At 43.0% G+C, this 25,129-nt stretch carries 19 protein-coding genes; 4 read left to right on the top strand and 15 right to left on the bottom strand.

Annotation, left to right across the window (positions count from 1 at the left end):
- Positions 1 to 3 precede the first annotated feature (3 nt).
- Entirely contained in the window at positions 4 to 1,041 is a 1,038-nt protein-coding gene (locus tag ACP26M_RS11640; RefSeq protein WP_426589006.1) for an LLM class flavin-dependent oxidoreductase, read from the top strand.
- Here the strand turns inward: ACP26M_RS11640 and ACP26M_RS11645 are convergent.
- Together ACP26M_RS11645 and ACP26M_RS11650 are read right to left on the bottom strand one after the other, a co-directional pair.
- Positions 1,038 to 1,823, bottom strand: coding sequence for an alpha/beta fold hydrolase (locus tag ACP26M_RS11645; RefSeq protein ID WP_426589008.1), 786 nt, complete (start codon positions 1,821 to 1,823; stop codon positions 1,038 to 1,040). The genes ACP26M_RS11640 and ACP26M_RS11645 overlap by 4 nt on opposite strands.
- Positions 1,824 to 1,922: 99 nt before the next feature.
- Positions 1,923 to 3,698 (bottom strand): glycoside hydrolase family 9 protein, encoded by a 1,776-nt coding sequence (locus tag ACP26M_RS11650; RefSeq protein ID WP_426589010.1) that lies wholly within the window; start codon positions 3,696 to 3,698, stop codon positions 1,923 to 1,925.
- 333 nt (positions 3,699 to 4,031) lie between these two features.
- On the opposite strand from ACP26M_RS11650, the gene ACP26M_RS11655 reads away from it, so the two are divergent.
- On the top strand, positions 4,032 to 4,373 hold the full coding sequence (locus ACP26M_RS11655) for a hypothetical protein (RefSeq protein WP_176624006.1): 342 nt from the start codon (positions 4,032 to 4,034) through the stop codon (positions 4,371 to 4,373).
- Between the two features lie 45 nt (positions 4,374 to 4,418).
- Here the strand turns inward: ACP26M_RS11655 and ACP26M_RS11660 are convergent, their stop codons facing one another.
- Positions 4,419 to 6,206, bottom strand: a complete 1,788-nt coding sequence (locus ACP26M_RS11660; RefSeq protein ID WP_426589012.1) for a beta-N-acetylhexosaminidase — start codon at positions 6,204 to 6,206, stop codon at positions 4,419 to 4,421.
- A gap of 323 nt (positions 6,207 to 6,529) precedes the next feature.
- Here ACP26M_RS11660 and ACP26M_RS11665 point away from each other — a divergent pair, with 323 nt between their 5' ends.
- Positions 6,530 to 8,080, top strand: a complete 1,551-nt coding sequence (locus tag ACP26M_RS11665; protein ID WP_426589014.1) for a hypothetical protein — start codon at positions 6,530 to 6,532, stop codon at positions 8,078 to 8,080.
- Between the two features lie 90 nt (positions 8,081 to 8,170).
- On the opposite strand, the gene ACP26M_RS11670 is transcribed toward ACP26M_RS11665, so the two are convergent.
- From ACP26M_RS11670 to ACP26M_RS11700, 7 genes are all read right to left on the bottom strand, one after another.
- The gene (locus tag ACP26M_RS11670; protein ID WP_426589016.1) at positions 8,171 to 9,583 is read right to left on the bottom strand and encodes an efflux transporter outer membrane subunit; all 1,413 of its coding nucleotides are present in this window, start codon (positions 9,581 to 9,583) and stop codon (positions 8,171 to 8,173) included.
- A gap of 67 nt (positions 9,584 to 9,650) precedes the next feature.
- Positions 9,651 to 12,851 (bottom strand): efflux RND transporter permease subunit, encoded by a 3,201-nt coding sequence (locus ACP26M_RS11675; protein WP_426589018.1) that lies wholly within the window; start codon positions 12,849 to 12,851, stop codon positions 9,651 to 9,653.
- Positions 12,852 to 12,875: 24 nt separating this feature from the next.
- Positions 12,876 to 14,021: an efflux RND transporter periplasmic adaptor subunit gene (locus ACP26M_RS11680; protein WP_112655393.1), complete on the bottom strand. Its 1,146-nt coding sequence runs from the start codon at positions 14,019 to 14,021 to the stop codon at positions 12,876 to 12,878.
- Positions 14,022 to 14,437: 416 nt separating this feature from the next.
- A complete protein-coding gene (locus ACP26M_RS11685) occupies positions 14,438 to 15,040 on the bottom strand; it encodes a TetR/AcrR family transcriptional regulator (protein ID WP_090524775.1) in 603 nt (200 codons plus the stop codon).
- 141 nt (positions 15,041 to 15,181) lie between these two features.
- Complete coding sequence (locus tag ACP26M_RS11690) at positions 15,182 to 15,697, bottom strand: DinB family protein (protein ID WP_426589021.1); 516 nt, start codon at positions 15,695 to 15,697, stop codon at positions 15,182 to 15,184.
- Positions 15,698 to 15,792: 95 nt separating this feature from the next.
- The gene (locus ACP26M_RS11695) at positions 15,793 to 16,953 is read right to left on the bottom strand and encodes an MFS transporter (protein WP_426589023.1); all 1,161 of its coding nucleotides are present in this window, start codon (positions 16,951 to 16,953) and stop codon (positions 15,793 to 15,795) included.
- 71 nt (positions 16,954 to 17,024) lie between these two features.
- Complete coding sequence (locus ACP26M_RS11700; RefSeq protein ID WP_175489912.1) at positions 17,025 to 17,195, bottom strand: hypothetical protein; 171 nt, start codon at positions 17,193 to 17,195, stop codon at positions 17,025 to 17,027.
- A 240-nt stretch (positions 17,196 to 17,435) separates the two neighbouring features.
- Here ACP26M_RS11700 and ACP26M_RS11705 point away from each other — a divergent pair, with 240 nt between their 5' ends.
- On the top strand, positions 17,436 to 18,602 hold the full coding sequence (locus ACP26M_RS11705) for a putative sensor domain DACNV-containing protein (protein ID WP_426589026.1): 1,167 nt from the start codon (positions 17,436 to 17,438) through the stop codon (positions 18,600 to 18,602).
- A 152-nt stretch (positions 18,603 to 18,754) separates the two neighbouring features.
- Here ACP26M_RS11705 and ACP26M_RS11710 read toward each other — a convergent pair whose 3' ends face one another.
- The 5 genes from ACP26M_RS11710 to ACP26M_RS11730 all read right to left on the bottom strand — a co-directional run bounded on the left by ACP26M_RS11710 (position 18,755) and on the right by ACP26M_RS11730 (position 24,978).
- The gene (locus tag ACP26M_RS11710) at positions 18,755 to 19,027 is read right to left on the bottom strand and encodes a hypothetical protein (RefSeq protein ID WP_426589028.1); all 273 of its coding nucleotides are present in this window, start codon (positions 19,025 to 19,027) and stop codon (positions 18,755 to 18,757) included.
- A gap of 155 nt (positions 19,028 to 19,182) precedes the next feature.
- The gene (gene pnp, locus ACP26M_RS11715; protein WP_090526179.1) at positions 19,183 to 21,315 is read right to left on the bottom strand and encodes a polyribonucleotide nucleotidyltransferase; all 2,133 of its coding nucleotides are present in this window, start codon (positions 21,313 to 21,315) and stop codon (positions 19,183 to 19,185) included.
- Positions 21,316 to 21,442: 127 nt separating this feature from the next.
- Entirely contained in the window at positions 21,443 to 21,721 is a 279-nt protein-coding gene (rpsO, locus tag ACP26M_RS11720) for a 30S ribosomal protein S15 (protein WP_090524765.1), read from the bottom strand.
- Between the two features lie 390 nt (positions 21,722 to 22,111).
- A complete protein-coding gene (locus ACP26M_RS11725; protein WP_426589031.1) occupies positions 22,112 to 23,068 on the bottom strand; it encodes an adenylyltransferase/cytidyltransferase family protein in 957 nt (318 codons plus the stop codon).
- Positions 23,069 to 23,175: 107 nt separating this feature from the next.
- Positions 23,176 to 24,978: a M61 family metallopeptidase gene (locus ACP26M_RS11730; protein ID WP_426589033.1), complete on the bottom strand. Its 1,803-nt coding sequence runs from the start codon at positions 24,976 to 24,978 to the stop codon at positions 23,176 to 23,178.
- Between the last annotated feature and the right edge of the window lie 151 nt (positions 24,979 to 25,129).

A 25,129-nucleotide genomic window follows, 5' to 3' on the forward strand; every position in this document is an offset into this window, starting at 1 on the left:
TACATGGAATTAGGTATTAGCACCTTTGGTGAGATCCACCCCGACGGGAAAAGCGGCAACGCTGTAAACGCCCATAAGCGGGTTCAGGAATTATTGGAAGAAGTAAAGCTGGCCGATGAGGTTGGTTTAGATATATATGCCTTCGGCGAACACCATCGGCCCGATTTTGTGATCTCGGCACCCGAAATATTGATATCAGCAGCAGCGGCTATTACCAAAAACATCCGGCTGTCAAGCTCGGTTACCGTATTGAGTTCGGCCGACCCTGTGCGCACATTTCAAAACTTCGCCACTGCCGATCTGGTATCTGGCGGTCGCGTGGAGATGATAGCCGGTCGGGGTTCCTTTATTGAATCTTTCCCGCTTTTTGGTTTCGACCTGGATGATTACGATGCATTATTTACCGAGAAGCTCGAAATGTTTTTGCAGATCAACAAGCAGGAAATTGTTTCGTGGCAGGGTAATTTCCGGGCACCAATCCGGAACCAGGGCGTATATCCTCGTCCGCTGCAACAGGAAATTCCGGTTTGGATTGGCGTTGGAGGCACCCCTGCCTCAGCTAAACGGGCAGGAACGCTTAACCTCCCTATGATCATCGCTATTTTGGGCAGCGCACCAAAACATTTTGTACCCTTTGTTGAGCTTTATCGCGAGTCGGCAGCCAAAGCCGGGTACGATGTAAGCAAGCTCCAATTGGCCATCAGTTCGCAATTTTATATTGCCGGAACCTCACAACAAGCAGCCGACGAGTTTTATCCAAGCTACGAAGCCCTCATGACCCGCGTTGGCAAAGACAGGGGCTGGTCGCCGATGACAAGGGAACAATTTGAGTACCTGCGCGATTTTGGGCCATTGGTAGTAGGCGATCCGCAACAAGCCATCGACAAGATCATGCAGCAATATGAGCTTTTTGGTAATACCCGTTTCGTAGCGCAGTTAGTTACGGGCTTTACCAAGCACAAGGATATTTTAAAAGCAATTGAACTTTACGGTACCAGGGTTGCCCCTGTTGTACGTAAAGAAACCAGGTCAAAAGTTTAAGCTTTTGCCTTGGTTAAAAATTCTTCAATAATAGCGACAGCGGGGTAATCTCTATCTCCGCGGAGATCCTCAATCTCACCTATATAATCGCCGTGTCCTGCAGGCAAAATACAAAGCTGCGCATCGGGAAGCATGCGGTATAGCTCAAGCGTATGCTCAGGCCTTATCACGTCCTTATCCCCGGCAATAACTAACGCAGGCATGGTGATAGAACGGATAGCATCATCACTCCAATCCTGAAAACCCTGCATCCTATGAAGGTCACGCTTATGCATTACTTCTAAAGCGGCCTGGTCATTGTTTATGGCGAGGAAAGCGTCCTGCAAAGGTTTGGGCATACTGTCAAGGGTCGCGTTCTTCATAAAATCCCAAAACCAGTCATCAAAACCACTGCGTTTATAAAACGAAGAAGCGATCACTATTTTATGAACCAGTTGCGGATGCCTGATGGCTATTTGCATGGCGGTATTACCTCCGTTGCTAAAACCCATAATATCGGCCTGTTTTATATCCAAATGCTTGAGCAAAGCGGCTACGTCATCAGCATCCTGCTCAAAAGAGGTAGGTACGCCCCTGTCCGGCGTACGCCCGTGTGCCTGCAAATCAACCCCTATTACCTGGTGATTTTTCGCAAAGCCCGACAATACCCTGCCAAAAGTAACGCCGATATCTGAACCGCCGCCATGGATTAATACCAGCGGGAAACCCTCGCCGTGAATTTCATAATACATTTTCAGGCCGTTAACAACGGCATAGTTACCCCCAATATTTGTTTGTGCCATATCCATAGGTTTTAATTTCAATACAAACTTAGCAGTATGAAGATAAGGCGCCGGGTAGTAAATATGACAATTTGAGGTATAAAAAATGACAGCTCCGAATTATTGCTGCACAGCCATAGCGGTAACGGCCTGCAAATACCAGGCGGCATGAGGTAACCATTGTTCTGTCCAACGCCATTCGTTGCCGTTGTCTTTTATTTTAAAATCGATACCGCTGCCGTCGGGATTTTCCTTTTTACCGGTGATTCCGTTAGAAATCCCACCCTTGCCCGATCCATGGCCGAAATTTGAACTCATATAAGGCACATTGTTTTTACCATACTGGTACATAAAGCACATTTGATAAGGGTTACAACCCAATATCCAGGCTATCTGGTGCGATGCATACTCTGCCAGTTTTCTTTTTATGCCCCAGCCTCCTTTTTCGGGATATACTAACCGCCCGCCTACTAATGCCGCCGCTGCCAGCGAGCCCAGGCGCGCATTTTCACCTTGCCACCACCAGCCGGTTTCATTTTCATGCGGGATAAAAAAGCCATCTTTTACAGCACCCCTAAACTTAAAAGATTGGCGGGCATAGCCAAACGGATTATCCACATTAGCGGTTACCTCCAGGTTATAATCCAGTGCTTTTCTTATGGTTGATAATGCATTGGACCGCTCATCAGCTTCTTGCTCCTTATCCAGGTACCTGCATAAAGCAATAACGGGTAAGCCGGCATCTGCTGCGTGCCAGAAAGGCCTGTCGCCGTCGTCAGCAATAAAATACCCCGCGGGGCTCATTCGCTTGTTCAAACTTAGCGCGCGTTTTCGGGCTTCATCACGATAAAGGGAACTATCGGTAGCAATCCACAATTCGGTAGCAGCCATCAGGGCACAATAGTCGTCAATGATATTTTCCTTGCCGTCGTCATCATATTGGGTATTGTTTGCCAGCAAGTGCGCGAAAGCCCGTTTGGCAGCGGCAAGATATTCCGCCGACTTAAAGTCACCGTCTTTTTTCAGTTGCGAGATTCGCGCCAACGATGCAATAGCCATCCCACCTCCTTCTCGAAAAGCAGCCTGGTACTCATCTGTTGTAACGCTGTTTGCTTTTAACCCTACAACACGCCTGGCTTTAGGATCTTTATTAAAATAGCTGAATACGATCATGTAAAAATAATCGTCTTTTGACAGGGCGCGCATCATGTAGTCGGCCCCCCAAAGTGCTTCATTCATCATGCCATCATAAATCCCCAGTTTATTTAACAAACCCGGCGCGGTTTGCATTGTATTGATCATTGACCAGGTTACCAACGGTATTTGCTGGGGCGACATAAAATTAGCATAAGCCAAATGCGAAAAGTATTTGCTTACATCGCCCGACGCATCGCACCAGCCGCCGCGCAGGTCAACTGTTTTATCGCTGCCATAAAGCTGAACGGCTGCGTCGGCCTGCAGCTCCGTTGGTGTGTTAGCCCGCTGCTTGTTATAGTAGCTTAATACCGATGGGATGGTAGTTACTGCCAGTGCGTTTTCCTTGATCTGAAACCAATCGGATTGGGAATGAAAATCTTTAGTACCAATGTAAACCCTGTATTTTCCCTCCGCTTTGAATTCCGAAAAGTCAGCCTGGTAAAAATATCCGTCCTTGTCCCATTCCTCAACCTTTAACGGACCATTTAACGGAGCAATATATACAGCATTACCATTTGAGTTTTGTAACGCGAAAAGTATACCCGGCACAAGTTTGGTGTCGCAACGCACAACAACAGTTTTTGCTCCCCGGGCATCATACCCTACCTGGTTCATGTAAAAAACAGGATTCGCTTTACACAGATAGCAAAACAGCGAAAAAAAAGCTGACAGGATAATTCGGCGAACAAATGAATTCATGTAAATGCAGTTTAATGATCAATGCAATTTACAGTATTTATAAACCGACAGTTAGTAACCCTGGCCTAAAAGCGGCAACCATACCCCTAATTTACCACTACAATTTATCCAAAAAACGCTTTATAATTTAATGGGGTATTAAAACAAACTATAACATGCTGCCTGTTTACCCGTTTTATTTAGGTAACTTTGAAACTTATAAAAATTGGCCGTTACATTAAGCTGATTTATTGAGAACTATTAATGACGGGAGGTGTAACAACCTCTTTAACCCGATAACCGAAGCCCTTGTATAAATACTTTACGAGGGCTTTCGCTTTTACAAACACTATTATGGACGAAAGAAATTATTTAAGCACGTGGCAAAAGTACATGCCTGTAATACGCCTGCACTTGAAAAGAAGTCTGCAAGACGAGCAGCAGTTTAAGTTAAATATAACTGATTTTGAAGCGGCCGGCAGCAAGGGGAAATCCGGTTATACCTTTAATATCAATATCGAAAACGGCAAGGTCACCAACAACATCAGCGGATCGGCAGTGGCGCGCGATTTGTACGAACTCCTTAAAGCCGATGAAGCTGTTAAAGCGATTTTAAAGGATAAAAATGTAAAGATAAGCGTTGGCAAATCGTTTGTCCTCAGTATTAAAACTACGCACTTATCTTCGTACAGATAATAATATCCGGAAGTAACTTCAAAAAGGAAATAACCTGTCAGGGGGCTATTTCCTTTTTTTATGAGATGATTTTTTGCTTTTACCTGAAGAAGAAGACTTTTTTGAAGATGACTTCTTAGAGGAAGAATGCTTTGATGAAGAAGAATGTTTTGATGAATGAGAGGTTCTTTTTGAAGACTTTCCATGTCTTCTCCTCGGGCGGTATCCTTCATCTTCTATATTCTGATCTGCCGGTCTCTCCATTTTCCTGATCTTCGGACCAAAATCAATAGCCTCATCATGAAAAAACTTATCAAAAGGATTAAAATAATAGATGTTAGCTGCATCGTAGATTTTGATACTTGCTTTTAAACGGTTATTGAAAGCTTCTTCGTCCTTAAGCTCAGGGGCTGTCCATCCAGCTTCGGCCAAACCGGCTATACGCGGAAACAGCATAAAATCAAGGCGCTTTTCAGAGCCGATCATTTCAGTCCAGACATTGGCCTGTACACCAATGATCTGTTTTGACTGCAGGTCTTCGTTATTCTGCATCTGCCTTTCAGGGAAACCATAAACGCTACCCACGGTATTATACACACCTTTCCACCTGCGGCCCGAGATATGATCAGCATCCTGCACAAAATCAAAATACATAGGCAGGCGCGGACAAAGCACTACCTGGTAGCCTTTTTGAACGGCTAAATGCAGCTGGCCCGGTAAATTTTGCCTCCACCAAAAGATAATAGTTTTATCAGCCGGCAGGTTTGTTCCGGTAGCTTCATCCCAGGCCAATACTTTATTACCTGCGTTTATGGCAGTGTCGGCTACGCGCTTAAAGAAATAACGCTCCAGCTCGCCTACATCGGCAAAATTATTTTTCTGCATAAACCCGGCTATTGAAGGGTTAAGCGACCAGGCTTTAACACCCAAAGCCACTTCATCACCACCCAAATGGATCATTTTAGAAGGAAAAAGCGTGCTGGTTTCCTTAATGATGTTACCAAGAAACTGGTAAGTGCTATCGATTGCAGGATTAAAGGTAAAATTAGGGTATCCTTCAACACTGCCGCCGCTAAACTGCGGATAAGCTTTGTTGGCCGCTGTAGCATGGCCCGGCATATCAATTTCGGGGATCACAGTTATAAACCTTTCCGCGGCATAAGCAATGATCTCTTTGATCTGTGTTTGGGTATAATATTGAGGATCGGCAATTGAATCACTGTAATTACCGATTCCGCCAATCAGTGTCAGCTTAGGATATTTTTTTATCTCCAAACGCCAGCCCTGGGCATCGGTTAAATGCCAGTGAAATTTATTCAGCTTATAGTAAGCCATCCAGTCAAGGATCTGCTTAACTTTTTCCATCCCGAAAAAATGGCGGGATTCGTCGAGCATCAGACCCCGCCATTGATAGCGCGGGGTATCGGTAATGGTTAAAGACGCTAAGCTGATGGTTTCGCCCCGGGGCTGGTCTTTGATCATTTGCAGCAAAGAGATCATCCCATAAAACACCCCATCACGGTTTGACGAAGAAATGGTAATTTCATTGGCAACAATTTTTAAGGAATATGCCCCGGCGGTGGGATCGCCGTTGGTTAACAACAAATGAATAACACTGCCTGCATCTTTATTATCAACGGCAAGCATAAAACCAGCCGACAGGCTTACCTGTTTTTGGAAGTAACGGGCTATTGGCAACAACGAAGCATCATTTACACCAACGGTACTGTGATTACTAAAAGTAAACTGCCCTGTACCATTAACAACAGACTTGGGCTGCGGGATTATATTGACATTTTGCGCCCGTACGTATCCGGAAAACAAAATAAATACAAGTACGATCTTAAATTTCATTTAAAAACAACTCAAATAGTTTGGGGCTGCTATGATATGAATTTTCTTTGAAAAACCCGGTAATTTGTTTGTAACAAAGTGTTTAACTGCTGCAACCAGGCAGGTTTTTATCCTTGAGGTCATGAAATCACCTGTTAATGCGTTCCGGGAGTTGTATAAATTGCTTCACAATTTTTGAGATACGATTGTAGAGTTAGCTATAACAACATGTAAAGCGTTACTAAAATTACCACAGCGCGAAGAACAATCACAAAACGAGCGTTCTGGATAAATTGCAAATTACTAAATTACAGCAATTTACATCAGCACAAGTATTGCATCCTATGAACCAGGCTCGCATCAAAAGGGCGGGAAGGAATATTTCTGGCCTGTTATTCCGCAACAGATATTTCGTTATCGCTTCGGTAGCAGTTGTTGTTTTAGCAGCTTCAGTTTATTTACTTTTTTCATCTCCTAAATACAAAGTGAGCATAGAGTTGGCTGCTTCCGGCGATTGGGAACTATTAACGACAGCAATTAACGAGTTGCGTTCTGAAACCACAATAAAAAAAGCGGCCAACGCGTTAGGGCTCCAGGTTAGTTATTATCATAAGGGAATTTTTACAACAAAAGAGATTTACGGGGATTCATTACCCATCAAGCTTATACCTGGAAAGAGCAACTTCTATACTTCTCCTGTTGAGATCACCATCAATTTAATTAATGGCAACGTTTGCAGGATTGATCAGAATAATGTACTCACAGATGTACCTCTATACCACCCGATTAAACACGGATCTTTACGCTATACCATAATAAAAGGGCCTGCCTTTAAACCCATACAACTACCGCTGATTGTAAAACTCACTTCCTCCGCCGATTTAACTGAACAATTTAGCAATAGTATGCGTGCGAAAATTTTGAGCGATAGCAATTTTGAATTGAGCATAAACGCGAATAATGCTCAAAAGGGGCATGATTTTTTGAATAAGCTTGTAGAAATTATCAATGCCCAATATGCCAAGCCCAGTTCAAACACTAAACCGGCAGTTGATACTGCATTGCTTCTTAAATTAAACGATAGTATAACCTACTATAAAGCAATGGCAGATAAATATCACGAGCAGCAAGCCATACTGAACAACATCAAAAAACCAAGGCAAATGCCAAAGCCGAGAGCCGTACCGATACTGGTGACGGTGAAGACTGCATTGACTGAAAAAGAAAGAGCCGGCTTAAATGCACTTACTGCCGTTAAAACATACGCCTTGAAACCTAATGATGTTTTTGTTATCATACCGGATAATCATCAGGTTGGCGATTACCGTATCGAAGCACTCATACAGGATTTTAATAAAGCGCAACTCAATAAACAGCGGGTAATGCAGGATTCGGACAATGCTGATGCAAGCGTTTACGCTTTCAAACTCGAACTTAATTCAATAAAAGAAGCACTTGTTAACAGCATAACGGCAAAGGAACAAAAAATCAGAAATGCTCATCAAATTAAAGATATCCACCAACTTAAATACATTGATCAACCAAAAGATATTAAGCAATCTCAAGATAGTGTGCAACCAAAAGATGTCGATCAACCAAAAGATTCAAAATCAATAGCATCATTTTTATCGCTGCAATTGAATGATTCTATCGCCCAAATAAACACTATAATTGAAAGTAAGCAACAACAGTATTACAGGCTGTTACATGGCTCAGGCGGGCAAGCCCCCTGGCCAAGGCTCATTATAAATGAAACGTGGCACACGCGGGAATCAATGATCTCCAAATCATTATTAGTATATTTTTTTGCATTACTGACGGGTCTGCTGCTGCCCGTTTTATTGCTGATTATAAATGAATATATAACATCAATCAAAAAAAGGGCGGCGCAATAAAATGCAGGGAAAGGCATATCCCTAACATGCAAAACGGCCGATCAGGATTTCTGATCAGCCGTTTTCCGTTTTCACGGGGGTAGATAAAGCTTATTTCCAGCCGCCGCCTAATGAGCGATAAAGCTCAGCGTTGGCACTAAGTTGAGCCATTTTAATAGATGCTAATTCAAGCTCACCTTGCAATACATTACCTTGCGCAGTAATCACCTCAAGATAGGTAGCAAACCCGTTTTTAAACAACATGCTCGCATTGCTTGTAGCTTGTTGCAATGTTTTAACGCGGTTAGCTGCGATTGTTTGTTGCTCTTTAAGCTTTTGGAGCCTTACCAAAGCGTCAGATACCTCTCCTACTGCATTTAATACAGACTGACGGAATTGGATCACTGTTTTTTCGCGGTCAACTTTGGCAACTTCGTATTGAGTACGCAATTGTTTGTGTTGCAACAAAGGCTGAGCAATACCACCGGCAACAGTACCAAATAATGAAGCCGGAATATTAAACCAGTTGCTTGATTTAAATGAGTTTAAACCACCCTGACCGGTTATAGTTAATGAGGGATAAAGCTGGGCTTTAGCGATACCAACCCTCGCGTTAGCTATATTTAAAGCCAACTCCGAACTGCGTACATCGGGCCTGCGGCTCACCATTGCTGATGGTACACCTGCCGAAAGTGTTTCGGGGAAAGTAATATCATTAAGTTTAGCGCTACGTTCAATGGCGTCAGGTAATCTGCCTGCCAATATGCTCAAGCCATTCTCCTGAACATTGATATCGCGTTCAAACTGAGGAACCAATTGCGCGGCAGCTTCTAACTGGGCCTGTGCCTGCTGAACACCTAAAAGTGTCACCTGGCCGGCATCGTACTGCAATTTGATGATGCGCAATGTACTGTCATTCAGTTTTACGTTCTTCTTAGCTATTTCCAGTTGCTCGTCAAGCATCAGCAAGTTATAGTAACCTTGTGATACACTTGATACGATGTTGGTTTGGATAGCCCTTTTAGCTTCGTTAGTTTGCAGGTACTGGGCCAAAGCTTCACGGTTTTGACTGCGAATTTTACCCCAGATATCAGCCTCCCATGAAAGTGAAAGGTTGGCGTTGTAATCTTCAACATGTTTTGTACCAATGTTAAACTGTTTAATGCTTAGCCCGGTAACACTGTTATCAGATGGACGGTTGCTGCTTGCCGTAACATTTAAACCAACAGATGGTACATAGTTCCATTTAACTTGTTTAAACTGCAATTGCGCAGCTTCGATATTTTTTACGGCCACTTGCATATCGTAATTTTTAACGATGGCACTGTCAATCAGCTTTTGAAGAGCAGCATCGGTAAAAAAGTTTTTCCATTGCAAGTCGGCAATGCTGCTGGTATCGCCGGTGGTAACCGCGTTCCTGAAAGCTTCAGGTTGCGCGTCCTTTGGCGTAGCAACATCTTTTGAAACTTTACAGCCTGCCAGCACTACCAGTGCTAAAGCCAAACTGCCTATTATATTTTTCATTGTTATATCTTTTTTAAACTATCACGGATTTTAAAGGCCGTGATAGTTTTAGTTGATGTTTGATTGATTAAGCTGAATATTCGTTTTCTAAAACTACAGCATCTTTACCATGGTCGCCGGCAGCGGCAAGCGGCTTAGGTTTGCCACTAATGCGTTCCTGCAAGCCCTGGAATATCACGTATAGTACGGGTATGATAAACAAACCTAACAGTACGCCTGAAACCATCCCGCCTGCTGCACCAATACTGATAGAGTGGTTACCCTGTGCAGATGGACCGGTTGCGATACTCATCGGGAATAAACCGAATACGAAGGCCATGGAGGTCATGATGATTGGACGAATACGGAGCTGAGCAGCTTCGATAGCCGACTGAACCAGCCCATGCCCTGCCCTTCGCCGTTGTACCGCGAACTCTACGATCAGGATGGCGTTCTTGGCCAGCAAGCCGATGAGCATGATCAGCGCAACCTGTACATAGATGTTGTTTTCGATACCGGTTAAGCCTAACACAATGAATACCCCGAATAAACCTGTAGGTATCGAAAGTATTACCGCCAATGGCAGGATATAACTTTCATACTGTGCAGACAGCAGGAAGTATACAAACACCAAACATAACAGGAAGATCACAGTCGACTGACCACTTGAAGAAATCTCCTCGCGGGTTTGGCCGGTAAACTCATAGGCAAAACCTTGCGGCAATTGCTCCTTAGCTGTTTCCTCAATCGCTTTGATGGCATCACCAGAGCTGTAGCCTGGTTTAGGGATAGCATTGATTTCGATAGAGTTGAACAAGTTGTAACGTGAAGCAGTTTCTGAGCCATACACACGGGTTAATTTAACCAGGGTGTTGATAGGCACATTTTCGCCCGATTTGTTTTTAACAAATACACGGTCAATTGCCGATGGATCTGTCCTGTCGGCAATATCAGCCTGAACAACCACGCGGTAGTATTTGCCAAAGCGGTTAAAGTCTGATGCCTGTGCGGTACCAAAGTAAGCCTGCATGGTTGACAGGATGTCTTTAACACTTACACCCAACTGGTTGGCTTTTTCGTCATCAACTTCTAATTGTAACTGAGGATAATCAGCTTTGTATGAGGTAAAGGCGAAAGCAACAGCCGGCTTTTGCATCAGTTTCATGATAAAGTTATTGGCAACACCGCTAAATTTATCCAGCCTGCCGTTGGTTTTATCCTGCAGCATTACGTCAAGCGCTTCCACGTTGCTGAAACCAGGAACGGTTGGGAAACTGAACACGAAGAACGTACCACCTGGTATGCCTGCTAATTTGCCCCTAACAATATTCTGGATAGCATCAATATTTTTAACTTCTCCCCTTTCTTCAGTAGGCTTCAACAACAGGAAGATAACACCTGCCGATGGGCTGCTGGATTGTGTTAAGAAGTTAAAACCAGAAAGCGCGGTAACAAATCGTGCAGACGGCAATGTTTTCAACTGATCTTCAGCCAGTTTAAAGGTTTTGTTAGTTCCTGCTAATGAAGTACCTGATGGTGTATTTACTGCTATAGCCACAAAGCCCTGGTCCTCGGTAGGAATAAAGCCTGTTTTGGTTTTGTTTACCATGTAAACTGTAGCAACAACTACTAAGGCAAGGCCGGCCATACTGATCCATTTATTACGGATCAGAACTTTCAAGCCGCCAACATACCTGTTGGTCATATAATTGAAGCCACCATTAAAGCCCGCGTAAAATTTCTCTACAAAGCTTTTCTTAGGTGCGTCATGACCGTTTCCGCTATGTTTATTCTTTAAGAATAGCGCAGCCAAAGCCGGACTTAAAGTTAACGCGTTAACAGCCGATATAATGATAGATATAGCCATAGTTAAGGCAAACTGGCGATAGAAGATACCAGTTGAGCCTGTCATGAAACTCACCGGTAAAAATACCGCAGCCATAACCAGGGTAATGGATATAATTGCACCTGTAATTTCGTGCATAGCCTCAGTAGTTGCCGCTTTAGGAGTAAGACTTGGGTCATGCTCCATTTTGGCATGTACCGCCTCCACCACCACAATGGCATCATCCACCACAATACCGATGGCCAATACCAACGCGAACAGTGTCAACAAGTTAACCGAGAACCCAAACAGGTTCATGAAGAAGAACGTACCGATAATAGCAACCGGAACCGCTATAGCCGGGATCAATGTTGATCTGAAATCCTGCAGGAATATAAATACTACAATAAATACAAGGATGAAGGCCTCAACTAATGTATGCTCAACCTGGTTGATAGATTCATCAAGGTCGGTTTTAGTACGATAGAACTGGTTGTATTTAATCCCGACAGGGAAATCTTTAGATAATTTCACCATCAGGTTGTCGATAGCGATCTGGATTTCGTTGGCATTTGAACCTGACAATTGGATAATACCGATGATAATACCATCGTGGCCGTTCAGGTTACTAACGCTATTATATGAGTATGCACCCAGTTCAACACGTGCTACGTCTTTCAAACGCAATACAGAACCATCTGCATTAGCACGGATGGCGATGTTCTGGTACTCCTCTGGTTTGGTAAGTTTACCTTTATATTTAATTACATACTCAAATGCTTCGTTGCTGCGCTCGCCAAATTTACCTGGTGCTGCTTCAAGGTTTTTGTCCTGTATAGCTGCGGTTACTTCGGCCGGTGTAACATTGTAAGTTGCCATTTGGGTAGGATTTAACCAAACACGCATTGAATAATCCTTAATACCACCAAAAATACTGGCAGAACCTACACCCGGGATACGTTTAATTTCCGGAACGATATTGATCTGCGCATAGTTGGCTACAAAGGTTTGATCGTATTTTTTGGGGTCTTCAGAGTAGATGGCCATAGCACCGATAAAGCTGTTTTGCTGTTTGGTAGTTGTAATACCATATTGCAAAACCTCGGCTGGTAACTGGCTTGAAGCCTGTGAAACACGGTTTTGAACGTTTACCGCTGCCTGATCGGGGTTAGTACCCTGTTTAAAGTAAACGGTAATACCTAATGTACCGTCATTACTGGCGGTAGAGGTCATATAGGTCATATTTTCCACCCCGTTAATCGCTTCTTCTAACGAAGGCGTAACGGAACGTAAAATAGTTTCGGCATTGGCGCCCGGATACACGGCTGATACTAATACCGACGGAGGGGCAATATTAGGAAACCGCTCTAAGGGCAGTTTTGTTAAACCAAGCACACCCACTATCACCAGCAATATGGAGATAACAGTTGAGAGTACCGGTCTTTCTATAAATTTCTGAAACATGACTTTAAAGTTTAAGTGTATGTATTATTTCTTAACTACAGCGGCTACTTTATCTGCAGCTTTTTGAGGCTGGATAACCATGCCTTCCTGTAATTTATCAATGCCCTCTAACACGATCTGGTCGCCGGCTTTAATGGCTTCTTTATCTTTAACCAGGTAGTGATCGCCCGATTTACCAATTATGTCGATAGGTTGTTTTTTCACTTTGCTGCTATCGCCAACTACAAATACAAATACTTTATCCTGCATTTCGATAGTTGAAGCTTCCGGAACGATCAAAGCATCTTTATGGCTCAGGCTTAAACGGATCTTGCCGGTATTACCAGAGCGTAAAAGACCGTCAGGGTTTGAGAAATTTGCCCTTAAAGTGATAGCGCCGGTGTTTTTATCAAACTGACCGTCTACAATATCAATTTTACCTTGTTTAGCATATTCTGTATTATCAGCTAACAATAATGATACTGATGGTACATTTTTCAATTTATCTTTCAGGTTAGCGCCGGGATATTGTTCTTTAAAGGCAACAAAATCTTTTTCGCCCAATGAAAAGTAAACGTGTACATCATGAACATCTGATAATTGAGTTAGTGGAGCAACATCCGCAGGAGCAACAAGGCTACCTTGTTTCTTAGCAAGCAGACCGATATAACCGCTTACGGGAGCTTTTATTAAGGTGTAACCCAAATTGATCTGCGCGGTAGCTACGTTAGCTTTAGCCGATTCGATGTTGGCTTTCGCTACATCAGCTGCTGCTTTAGCCGTTTTTAGCTGGTAGTCAGAAACTACTTTATTAGCTACAAGCGGAGTTAATTTTTCAACTTCCAGTTGCGCATTTACATGTGCTGCTTCGGCGGCGTGTAAGCTTGCTAATGCGTTATTTAAAGCCGCACGGTATGGTTGTTCGTTAATTTTAAATATTGGCTGCCCGGCAGATACGAAAGCGCCTTCGTCAACAAATACTTTATCTAAAGTACCGCTTACCTGTGGCCTGATCTCTACGTTAACGGCACCTTCAATTGAAGCAGGATATTCCTGGTAAGTAGTTTCGGTACCTGATACTATAGAAGCAACCGGTAAGGCTGGCGGTGGAGGTGCTGTTGGAGCCTGCGGTGCAGATGAACATCCGTATAATGTTAAAGCTGCAACTGCTGCTAAAAGGAGTGTTTTCATGAGTGATGATTTTAAGAGTGGTGAATGAATAGGATTAGAAAAAGCCGTTGGGCTTGTGATATATGATGATTTGATTGTTTTCATTGTTTTATTGTTGCCGATCATTTTCAATTGAGATGCCAGCTATATACTCAGCTGACTATCAATTATTTATATTTATAATATTTAATTTCCAATGCCTTATATCGTTATTTTCACGATTTTTCATGACGATATACCGAAACGATGTACGCTAATTACAGCAATTGCATAAATTAGATGTTACAACACCGTTAAATCGTTTAACACTGTTAAATAGATTGCGAGGGTTGTGAGTGAGCTTTTTCATTGTATTAAGAGTTTGTTTTAAAAGTGCTTAACAATTGCCTAACACTGTAAGGTAATTTAACAGTGTAGTTTTCAAGCCGCAGAAAGAATTAATCTTTCATCGACCTGATGATACCGCCTATGGTATCTTTCAAAACCTGGCGGTTAACTTCGTCAGAGAATCCCCTGCTCAGTAAGTTAATGGATACCAACCCGTGTACAACCGACCAAAAGGTATAGTATTTGGTGCAGATCATTTCGTCATTGATATCCTTTATATCCATCAGTTGCATAATAGCCTCGCTAACCATAGTGGTAGGGAGCTGGGCTTCGGGCATTGATTTTACCATTTCGCAGCAACAGTTCATCTGTACGCCAAACATAACCTGGTAAAGTTCCTTATTGTCAAAAGCAAAGTTCCAGTAAGCAAGCCACATGGCCTCCAATTGCTTTTCGGGCAGGCGGTGCTTTTCTTTGGCTTCCTCCATGTCCTTTGCTAATATCAAATAGCCTTTGCGGGTAAGTTCCATTAATATAGCATCCTTATTTGCAAAGTATTCATATATAATGGGCGCGGTGTACTCAATTACATCGGCAATCTTACGCATGCTTAAGGCCTGCCAGCCTTCATGTTTAACTATGTGGAGCGCGGCATCCAGGATATTAACCCGGGTTTCCTCTTTTAAGCGCTGAATTCGTTCTTTACTTGCCATTTTGATTACACTATTAAATCATTTAACAGTGTTAAGCAAAAGTATAACGGTTTTAAGGATTATTTACCATCCCTTTGTAAAAAACGTTTCATCCAATTGTCATGGGTTAAACCTTTTGAGTCAAATCTGGTCGGTAAACGCTTATTTCTTTACCAGGTAAACCAATTGCCCAATATGATAGCCCTGGTGTATAGTACGATTAATCAGGATATTTAATCTGTTACGGTGCGGCTCTTTCGCAAAATCATCTGCTGCAATGGCGCTATGCGGCTTAAACCAGTCTTCGGGCTGCATGGCATTCATTCTTTCGGTTAAAACCTCATTTACTTTAGCCCAATATTGCTTAAGCTCAGCCAGTGAAGGTTTTTCCAAACCAGAATTTTCAGGACTTTTAACAAAAATTTTATCCAGCTGGGGATAGAGCCTTTCGCCCAAACCTAAATAGGTAAACATTCCGTCGCTAACAGCAGTAAGATGACCCAGCAGGTAAATACCGCTGTTTCGGCCGGGAGCAGTTTCGGCAGCAAGAGCTTCGTCAGATAACTTATCGAGTAAACCGTTTAGGCGACTGTTTTGCAGTTCCCAGTTGGAGACTACCATTTTGATAAATAATTCTGTTGACGGCTGTATGCTGGTTTCGGTAATGTTTGTGCTCATTTTTTGCAGATGTTATATCAAACCAGTGGATTTGATGACACAATTATAAGCTAAAACGGGGCTGGCGTAAATACTAAGCAGCTTATTTGACAAAACTATGATACCACGGGCTCATCTTCAATTTTACGCACCAACCATATCATCATGGCAGCAAAGGCGGCAACAACAAAAAAAGCTATTTGCAGGTTGGCTGCCTGGGCAATAAAACCAACTATCGGCGGTACTATAACAAAACCCAGATAACCAACTGTTGATATGGCGGCCAGGGCCTGGCTGCTGTTCATTGTTTTTGATTTACCGGCCATGCTAAATATAAGCGGCACTATACATGACACCCCCATGCCTATCATGGCGTAGCCCAAATAAACGGTTAAAGTATATGGTAAAAACACAGATACCAGCAAACCGGCCAAAACTAGCGAGCTGCTATAAGTTAACACCTTTTTTATACCAATGGCCGATACTACCCTATCGCCCGCGAAGCGGCCAATGGTCATGGTAACCATGTAAACTACAAAGCCGGCCTCAGCGAATGATTTGGTGGCATGGACTACCTTTTCAAAATAAACACCGCTCCAATCGTACGGCGTGTTTTCGCAGGCCATAGAGGCGAAACATATTAAAGAAAATTTAAGCAAGTGTTTATCGGGCATGGAAAACACCGATTTATTGGGTGTTTCGGCAGGCTGATAGTCATATGTTGAGGGATAAAATATTACCGAGAGGATCAGCATCGCAACTCCCACACCTAATAAATGATATGAAGGAGCCACGTTAAATAATACCATTAAATAGCCGACAGCAGCGCCGCCAAAACCGGCCAGGCTCCAGATGCCATGAAATGTTACCATGATCGATTTATCATACAAAGCCTGGATCCCCACGGCCTGCGAGTTCATAGATAAACCTAATATATTACGGGTTGAGCCAACAAAAAATAAAACTACTATCAGTTGCCACATATAAGCTGCAAAACCGGGGAGGCAAAGCACCAGGCTAAAGGCCAGCGCACCTATCAACATCATTATACGGCTGCTGAAATGCTTGATCATTTTGGCCGTTAAAGGCATGGTAAGCATCAGGCCAACAGGCATGGCAAACAGCACAACCCCTAACTGGGCTTCATTTAAATTAAGCTGATGTTTTATGGATGGAATACGCGAGGCCCATGAAGAATACCCGAAGCCCGAAACAAAGAAGAAGACACTGTTGGCAATCCGCATTTTTGATTTGCCCGCAGCCGTTAGCTGATCCATACTTAATAATTAAGCGCAAATTTAGCTATAATTTATAAGTGCGGCTGCCGTTATCTGCAATTAAATGCAGCTTACATACATGGCTGAAGCTCGCCGCAGGGCTGATTGTTTCGCACTGCTTTATGAAAAACTTTATTGAAACCTTGTTGTACGTAAGTTAACCCGAGGTTTAAAAGGGCTGATACCTGCAGTGGTGTGGTATCGGGCAGGGTGAGTGATATGAGGTGTGATATGAGTTTCATGATTACATTATCGTTTCCGGCTGCAAAATTGCTACAATAGTTTCAAAAAAAATTGACCCGGATCAACAACTGACTTTAGGAAGATAATTGATAATGAGTATGATAAACGGTTGACAAACGGCGTACCTAATCCTCTCTTTGGGAGAGAGTTTGGGATGAGACCGGCTCATCCAATTGCAATATTGATGCGTTAGTTTGTTAGCATGTTTTTTTAGCTTTACTTTTGAGATAAGTATTTAAATGAAAGACACCACCAAAACTTTGAGTTCAGGACCTACATATAAAGCAGCCGGTAAAGTAGCAACCATTATCGAAAGGCATTTCAGGCATTTTCACGCCAAAGCCCTCGCCGATAACGATGAGATAGACCTTGCCCCTACCCCCAGCTGCACCACTATTGAATCACTTATCGATATCTCGTTTTGGGCAAGCTTGCGCCGGGAAGAGGGATTTTCGCCAAAATTCACGCTTGCTTTTTTGCCGCCCGAAGCTGCCGGTCAGCCGTTGTTGTTTGGCGGTAAAATTAAACTCGCGCCTAATATCCTCACCAAATTTGCTTCGGCGGTACAACAGCCGGGCATCCATTTGGGCATCTGGATAGAAGATGATGAACTATACATCTGGGGAACCACCCTGGCTATCCCGGCTTACTGTTTTGTGCTGGAAGTAATTGAACCCGGATTATTAGTGATCAAACATCGCCGTATAGAGGGCTTTGGCAAATTTGTAAACATAGCCATATTAAAAGGCGACGATATTAAAGTAGTTGACGAGCACGGCTCCAGCATTTCTGATTGCCCTAATGTACTTTCGGCCATGCTTGATTTTACTTTACCATCCCTATGGAACGATCCGGTAAACGTATTAGTTCAGCTGGCTACCTCCATGCAAGCCCACAAACGTGGCGGCATATTATTAGTTGTGCCCTCCGGAAACGAAGAATGGCGCGAATCTATCATTACCCCGATCTCCTACCCTGTCGACCCTCCGTTTTCGGGTCTTACCGATTTGATGATCCACGAAGGGATCGACCGTTACCACACCTCATGGCAGGAAAAAATGCGCCGCGCGGTTGATACCATAGGCGGATTAACCTCGATAGACGGTGCAACGCTAATAAATGATAAACACGAACTGCTGGCGTTCGGTGCCAAAATAGGCCGCGCAGCAAAAAGCTCACCTATTGAAGAGATCGTAGTGACCGAGCCTATCGTCGGTTGCTCAACCCGGGTGATCCACCCGGCGCAAAACGGCGGTACAAGGCATTTAGCGGCAGCACAGTTTGTCTTCGACCAAAAAGATGCCATAGCACTGGTAGCTTCTCAGGACGGCCGTTTTACAGTATTTGCATGGTCGCCGGTTGTTGGGATGGTGCATGCGCACCAGATTGATATATTGTTGTTGTGAGATAAAATAAGTATGCCATTGCGAGCGTAGCGTGGCAATCGCATACTATACAGGGCGGCCATACTTCCGTGCGATTGCTTCGTACCCCCGCAATGACATGACTTTTTATCTGCGAAATCAAAAAGAAATCCTCCCCAAATCCGGGTTCGGACTTAATCGCAGTTCAACAATAAATCATAATATTTCCGCATCAGTACGGTATCGTAGTTAACCAGCGACTGATAAGCTTCTGAAACCAGCTCATTGAGTATAGATGATCCCAGTTGTCCGCCTCCATTTGGGATGGAGTCGTAATAGACAATGATTTCCTTCACCCTTATTATTTCGTACAGTAACTGCTGAACCAAATCCGTCTGAGTACCCGTCTGCATACCAGCCGAATTGCTATTCAGGAAATCTAAAGGATCGTTAGCAGCAGAGGTCATTTTTTTATCAAACAGGATCGGAATTATGGTTTTATCAACTACGTATTAACAGTTAATAAGTTTAAACATCCGCTTTTTGTTTTAAAAAAATAAAAAAAATTAAAACAAAATAGCAAAACCCTCATAAAGAGGGCTTTGCTACTGTATAAAAACACTTAATTATTTTGCTTTGGCTCGGGCTTAGGTAAGAGAACCTTACGTGATAGCTTCAGTTTACCTTGCTTATCTACGTCAAGCAGCTTAACCCTTACTTCGTCGCCTATCTGGAAGATGCCATCCATAGTTTCAATACGGCGGTGATCAATTTCAGATATGTGCAGCAAACCATCCTTACCAGGCATAATTTCCACAAACGCACCGAAAGGCATAATTGATTTTACTTTACCTTCGTAAATTTCACCCACTTCTGGTTTTGAAGCGATAGCGCGGATGCGGCCTAAAGCGGCGTCGATAGATGCTTTGTTATCAGCAAATACCTGAACGATACCCTGGTTGTCTTTTTCCTCGATAGAGATGGTAGCACCAGTTTCGCGTTGCATTTCCTGGATGATTTTACCACCGGGCCCGATAACTGCACCAATAAATTCTTTGTCGATTTTAATGGTAACGATACGCGGAGCATGTGGTTTGTAATCTGCACGTGCCTCGGTAATGGTTTTAGCCATTTCGCCAAGAATATGTAAACGGCCGTCTTTAGCCTGGTTTAACGCGTTGGTTAATACTTCGTATGAAAGGCCATTGATCTTCAGGTCCATCTGTACAGCAACGATACCGTTTTTAGTACCGGTTACTTTAAAGTCCATATCTCCCAAGTGGTCTTCATCACCAAGGATATCAGAAAGGATAGCATATTTGGTGCCCATTTCGTTGGTGATCAAACCCATCGCGATACCTGATACAGGCTCTTTAATTTTAACACCTGCATCCATCAGTGCCAGTGTACCGGCACAAACTGTAGCCATTGAAGAAGAACCGTTTGATTCCAAAATATCAGAAACTACACGGATAGTGTATGGGTTTTCATCTTCAGATGGCAGTACTTGTTTCAATGAACGCATGGCCAGGTTACCGTGGCCTATTTCACGGCGACCGGCACCCCTGTTAGGCCTAACTTCGCCGGTTGAGAAACCAGGGAAATTGTAGTGTAACAGGAATTTTTGGTAACCGTTAATGAACGCACCGTCAATCATTTGCTCGTCATCCTTAGCACCTAAGGTAACGGTAGTTAATGATTGTGTTTCACCGCGGGTAAATATCGCCGAACCGTGAGCAGATGGTAAATAGCCAACTTCGCTCCATATCGGGCGGATCTGTGTAGTAGTACGACCATCTAAACGTTTGCCCTCGTCTAACACAAGGTTACGGATAGCATCATACTCCACATCGTGGTAATATTTTTTAGCAAGGCCTTTAGTAATATCATCTATCTCACCTAAGGTTTCGATATAGGCGTCACGCACTTCTTTAAATTTAGCACTCCGCTCTTCTTTTGCAGATGCAGCAGAAGCAATGGCGTAAACCTGATCATAAGTAGCAGCGTAGATAGCTTTTTTCAAGTCCTCATTGCTATGCTCATGGCTGTAAACACGTTTTTCGGTTTTACCAACTTCAATGGTCAGTTCTTTTTGAGCTAAACATTGCAGTTTAATAGCAGTGTGGGCAAACTTGATGGCTTCAACCAATTCAGCTTCCTGAATTTCTTTTGATTCGCCTTCAACCATGTTGATATCATGCTCGCTACCTGCAACAATAAATTCTAAAGTTGCATTTTCAAGCTGGCTTAATGTAGGATTGATTACTAACTGTCCGTCAATTTTAGCAACACGTACCTCAGAGATTGGACCGTTAAAAGGTATATCAGATACAGATAAAGCTGCAGATGCTGCCAAACCGGCCAATGCATCGGGCATAATATCTTTATCGGCAGAGATTAAAGAGATCATCACTTGTGTATCAGCGTGATAATCTTCAGGGAACAAAGGACGTAAAGCACGGTCAACCAAACGGGAGATCAAAACCTCATAGTCTGATAAACGAGCCTCACGGCGTAAAAAACCACCCGGGATACGGCCTGTTGCAGCGTATTTTTCCTGGTAGTCAACAGATAAAGGCAAGAAGTCAACTCCTTCTTTAGCTTCAGGCGATGATACAACAGTAGCCAGTAACATGGTATCACCCATTTTTACCACTACCGAACCATCCGCTTGTTTGGCCAGTTTACCTGTTTCGATCTCAATGGTGCGTCCGTCGCCCAGATCAATAACTTTTTTAATTACGTTTAAACTCATCTTTTTTTGTTTGTGATGCACTTTTCATCTTCGGGAGCGCATCGGATTTTATGTGTGTAAATATATGTTGCAAAAGTAAAAAAGCCATCCTAAAATGGGGATGGCTTTTAAATAAAAAAGGAGAGAATTACTTAATGATATCCCTTAGCTGTAAAGCTTTGATGATAGCACGGTACCTTTCAATGTCTTTATTATACAGGTAAGCAAGTAACGCACGACGTTTACCTACTAATTTTTGTAGCGATAATTGAGTTGAAAAATCCTTTTTGTTTTTTTTCAAATGCCCTGTTAAGTGAGCAATACGGGTAGTAAATAAAGCTACCTGACCTTCGGCCGAACCTGTGTCAGCTGCTGATTTACCGTGTTTTGCAAAGATCTCTGCCTTTGCTTCTTTACCTAAATACATTACTTGAATAATATTAAAGCGTTAACTATTTTATTAATTGTGGGTGCAAAGATAGTGATTAATTATGCAAAAGCAAGGGGGCGGATGGATTTGTTTTTGGGGTAATTTGCAAGTGGTTGATTAGGTTGGATTAGGTGAATGGTTACTTAGGTTGGATCAAGTAATGGATTATTGTTGTCTGAGCACCAATTTTCTGCCCATTCTTTTAATTCAATAAATCCGGGTTCTGACGTAAATAAATCCGGAATCAAAGGTCCCAATTCCGAAATCAATTATGGCGTTACCTTCGGCCCGCGCTATACGCTCATACTGCACAGGCGTTAGCCACAGGCCGGTATCCGCTCCTATCGCTAACGCGAATTCATGTAGAATTAAATCAACCACCCACTTCTAAGGCAACAAATAATCCCCCGCCTTACCATACTTCTCCAGTTGCCTGATCCCGGTACTTGAGATGTGTTCAAATTCCATATCGCAAAAAATTGCCGTTACACTAATATTCTTGCCACCCAATTCCTGCAGGTATCGATATTGGTTTAGTTCGTACTGTAAATCCGATCCATTTCGTAATCCCCGGATAATAGTAACGTCATACCCCAAACCATCTACAAATTCGGTGAGTAACCCTTCGTAGGTTTCAGTTTGCCTGTATCTTAATATTTCCGGCAATTCGTATGCGGCTTTATCTTTAACAGGATTAACACCACGGGCTATGATCACCTTATCAAAAATTCGCTCGGCCTTTTGGAGTATATTATAATGCCCTTTGTGGAATGGATTAAAGCTCCCCGGATATACTGCTATACGGGGTTTAAAGTTTTCTACATAGGCTATTAAATAATCCAGGGCCGGATTATCAATGCTTTGTCGCAGACTCTTTAAAATATCCACCCGCTTCTCACGGTAAATCTTATGATCGACAAACTGAAACTCTTTAAAAATCTGTTGCTCATAAATCAGCAGTTTATCAAATGGCTGTTTTAAGATATTAAGATCGGCTGCACTGAAAATCTCTGACAATGCCGAGCCCGGCTTGTGATGTTTGGTATCGAGGATAATATCCGTTACAAGAGCTTTGAGCGCTCCATCCCCCGTAAAAGTTTCGTTAAAATATTGCGCCGAATCTTCTTCATTTGTGCCTGATCTCGGATCGTAAATGATATCATGGAAAATTGTAGCCAGCAATAATACATCATTGTCACTGTAGCCCCGGTTCTCTAATTGTTGCCATACATCGTCCAGATGCTCAAGGGTGTGGTAAAACCGATGGGGCTCGCGGTAATGGTTTAACACTACTGGATCAACCCCTAACCTTGCCAATCGCTCAGCTTTTTCAATGACTTTCATAAGCGTTGAATTGCACGTAATTTTACGAAGTGCCTTACATTATAACAAACGTTATTTCTTAATCTACCATTCACCTGATCAACCCAATCAACCACTCACTAAACCTATTACTTCCCTTCTGTCCAGCTTTTAAAAATAGCCGATTGCAATTGGTCAGGATTAGGCAATGGTGTTATTTTAAATGTCTTTTCCCTCAGCCTGCCCAAAACAATCGTTATGTCTTTCTTTTCGCCGTTTTTTAACAAACCCAATGTTAGGCTATCTCCTGTATTTTTGGTTTCGAAAGCTTTAAAAAGTATATCTTTTGTGGCAGGAGTACCATCAACTGTTAGGATTACCGTACGCCCCCTGATGCCTTTATCCCAAGCCGGCGATTTATAAGCAACAGTATTGATCCGGAGGGTGTCACCCTGCTGCCGCACGTTAAGGCCAGCCCATGATTCCGATACCACTTTAGTAGCAGTATCAACAGCTAGTCCTCCGTAAGCGAAATATTTTGGATAATCAGGCGGTTTAACGGTGGATGCATATTCAAATACCTCGGTTAAAGGTACGCCCGCCATTTTCTCACATTCATTCCTGAATTCCTGTTCTGTAAAACCGCGGTTCAGCTTTTTGTAATACTTATAATAAAGCAGGCGCATTACATCATCAAGCGTTTTTTTATTTTGCGTTGCATGGCGGATGCTGAAATCAAGCATCAGGCCCAAAATCGGCCCTTTATCGTAGTATGAAATGGTTTTATTAAAATCATCGCCCTGCCTGCCGTTTGGCCCGTCATCCCAGGTGTTGTAACTGGCCTGTGTTGCCGATTGATACAAATGGCCCGGCTCATTTTCGTAGTTACGCAGATTATTCTGAAAATCACCAAACATATCCTCGTTATTCATTAAACCGGCATGCCTGGTTATCATATACTCATAATAAACGGTAAAGCCCTCTGATACCCAAAGCATATTGGTATGGTTCTCTTTGGAATAATCAAACGGCCCAAGCTCCACCGGCCGAATACGTTTAACATTATAATGGTGAAAATACTCATGCGCTATAAAGTTGTACAGCTTTTTACGAGCTTCGGTAGTATTAAACCCTTCACCTCCGCTAAAACTTAACGAGGTTGAGTTTAAGTGTTCGATACCGCCGCCGCCAGCGCCTATTGATAAAAAGGTATAATGTGTATAAGGAATTTCTCCTATGATGTTGCTGCCGGTCACTACTATCTTTTTTAGGTCGTTCATAAACGCCTTCCTGTCAAAAGCAGGCAACTTATAACCGATAAAGTTGTGTGGTTTATTCTGCACGCTGAAAGGTGGCAAAACTTCCAGCTCGCCCATTAAAAAAGGGCTGTCATAAAGCACATCAAAATCGGCGGCTTTGTAAACATGATATTGTCCCTTCAGGGTATCCAGCCCGGTTGCTACCAGATCATTCCATTTACTGTAAGGCTTCATTTGGATGGTGACTGGATGGCGTAATTCCTGGTCGAGGTACATGAACAAGCCACCGGGGGTAATGTAGCCCCTTGTTTCGTCAAGGTAAACGTTGCCCACAAACGGCACGACAGCTTTAACATCGTATGAGATCTTTACATCTCCGGCCGAGGGGTTAATAACCTTCCAGGTATCCTTAGTAGGCTTATCAAATTTAAGCGAATTGCCTTTTGCATCGGCAACAGTAAAATTTTGTACAGCTCCGGCAAAATTGATTAGCTGGTAATATCCCGGTGTCCAAACGCACATCTTAAAATCGAGCGTTTTGAGGTGGGTTTTATTGGTCAACTCAACATGATACAAATGGTCGGCCGCCTTTTCCATCGACACCGAATATTGCATATTAACAGGTTGCTGGGCCCAAACGCCGGCACAAAAAAACAGGCAAAATGACAGGGTTAAATTAGATAGTAATTTCATTATCTGCTTGGGTTTTGCCGAATATAATAAACAGCGGTTTATTTATTTCACCAATCACCGGAAATTAGCCCGAAAAATGCCTGTATTTATCCACTGGGGATAAATTTTACCAGATGTTTTAACTTAAGAAAACAGGCCATGATCAGCTTAT

It is taken from the genome of Mucilaginibacter sp. R-33 (assembly GCF_049949235.1).
Classification (GTDB): domain Bacteria; phylum Bacteroidota; class Bacteroidia; order Sphingobacteriales; family Sphingobacteriaceae; genus Mucilaginibacter.

Coding starts and splice junctions, on each gene's coding strand:
- ACP26M_RS11670 (WP_426589016.1), bottom strand. CDS start 9,583: ATGAAAAATATAATAGGCAGTTTGGCTTTAGCACTGGTAGTGCTGGCA.
- ACP26M_RS11725 (WP_426589031.1), bottom strand. CDS start 23,068: ATGAAAGTCATTGAAAAAGCTGAGCGATTGGCAAGGTTAGGGGTTGAT.
- ACP26M_RS11685 (WP_090524775.1), bottom strand. CDS start 15,040: ATGGCAAGTAAAGAACGAATTCAGCGCTTAAAAGAGGAAACCCGGGTT.
- ACP26M_RS11705 (WP_426589026.1), top strand. CDS start 17,436: ATGAAAGACACCACCAAAACTTTGAGTTCAGGACCTACATATAAAGCA.
- ACP26M_RS11645 (WP_426589008.1), bottom strand. CDS start 1,823: ATGGCACAAACAAATATTGGGGGTAACTATGCCGTTGTTAACGGCCTG.
- rpsO (WP_090524765.1), bottom strand. CDS start 21,721: ATGTATTTAGGTAAAGAAGCAAAGGCAGAGATCTTTGCAAAACACGGT.
- ACP26M_RS11665 (WP_426589014.1), top strand. CDS start 6,530: ATGAACCAGGCTCGCATCAAAAGGGCGGGAAGGAATATTTCTGGCCTG.
- ACP26M_RS11675 (WP_426589018.1), bottom strand. CDS start 12,851: ATGTTTCAGAAATTTATAGAAAGACCGGTACTCTCAACTGTTATCTCC.
- ACP26M_RS11695 (WP_426589023.1), bottom strand. CDS start 16,953: ATGGATCAGCTAACGGCTGCGGGCAAATCAAAAATGCGGATTGCCAAC.
- ACP26M_RS11650 (WP_426589010.1), bottom strand. CDS start 3,698: ATGAATTCATTTGTTCGCCGAATTATCCTGTCAGCTTTTTTTTCGCTG.
- pnp (WP_090526179.1), bottom strand. CDS start 21,315: ATGAGTTTAAACGTAATTAAAAAAGTTATTGATCTGGGCGACGGACGC.
- ACP26M_RS11710 (WP_426589028.1), bottom strand. CDS start 19,027: ATGACCTCTGCTGCTAACGATCCTTTAGATTTCCTGAATAGCAATTCG.
- ACP26M_RS11660 (WP_426589012.1), bottom strand. CDS start 6,206: ATGAAATTTAAGATCGTACTTGTATTTATTTTGTTTTCCGGATACGTA.
- ACP26M_RS11655 (WP_176624006.1), top strand. CDS start 4,032: ATGGACGAAAGAAATTATTTAAGCACGTGGCAAAAGTACATGCCTGTA.
- ACP26M_RS11700 (WP_175489912.1), bottom strand. CDS start 17,195: ATGAAACTCATATCACACCTCATATCACTCACCCTGCCCGATACCACA.
- ACP26M_RS11640 (WP_426589006.1), top strand. CDS start 4: ATGGAATTAGGTATTAGCACCTTTGGTGAGATCCACCCCGACGGGAAA.
- ACP26M_RS11680 (WP_112655393.1), bottom strand. CDS start 14,021: ATGAAAACACTCCTTTTAGCAGCAGTTGCAGCTTTAACATTATACGGA.
- ACP26M_RS11730 (WP_426589033.1), bottom strand. CDS start 24,978: ATGAAATTACTATCTAATTTAACCCTGTCATTTTGCCTGTTTTTTTGT.
- ACP26M_RS11690 (WP_426589021.1), bottom strand. CDS start 15,697: ATGAGCACAAACATTACCGAAACCAGCATACAGCCGTCAACAGAATTA.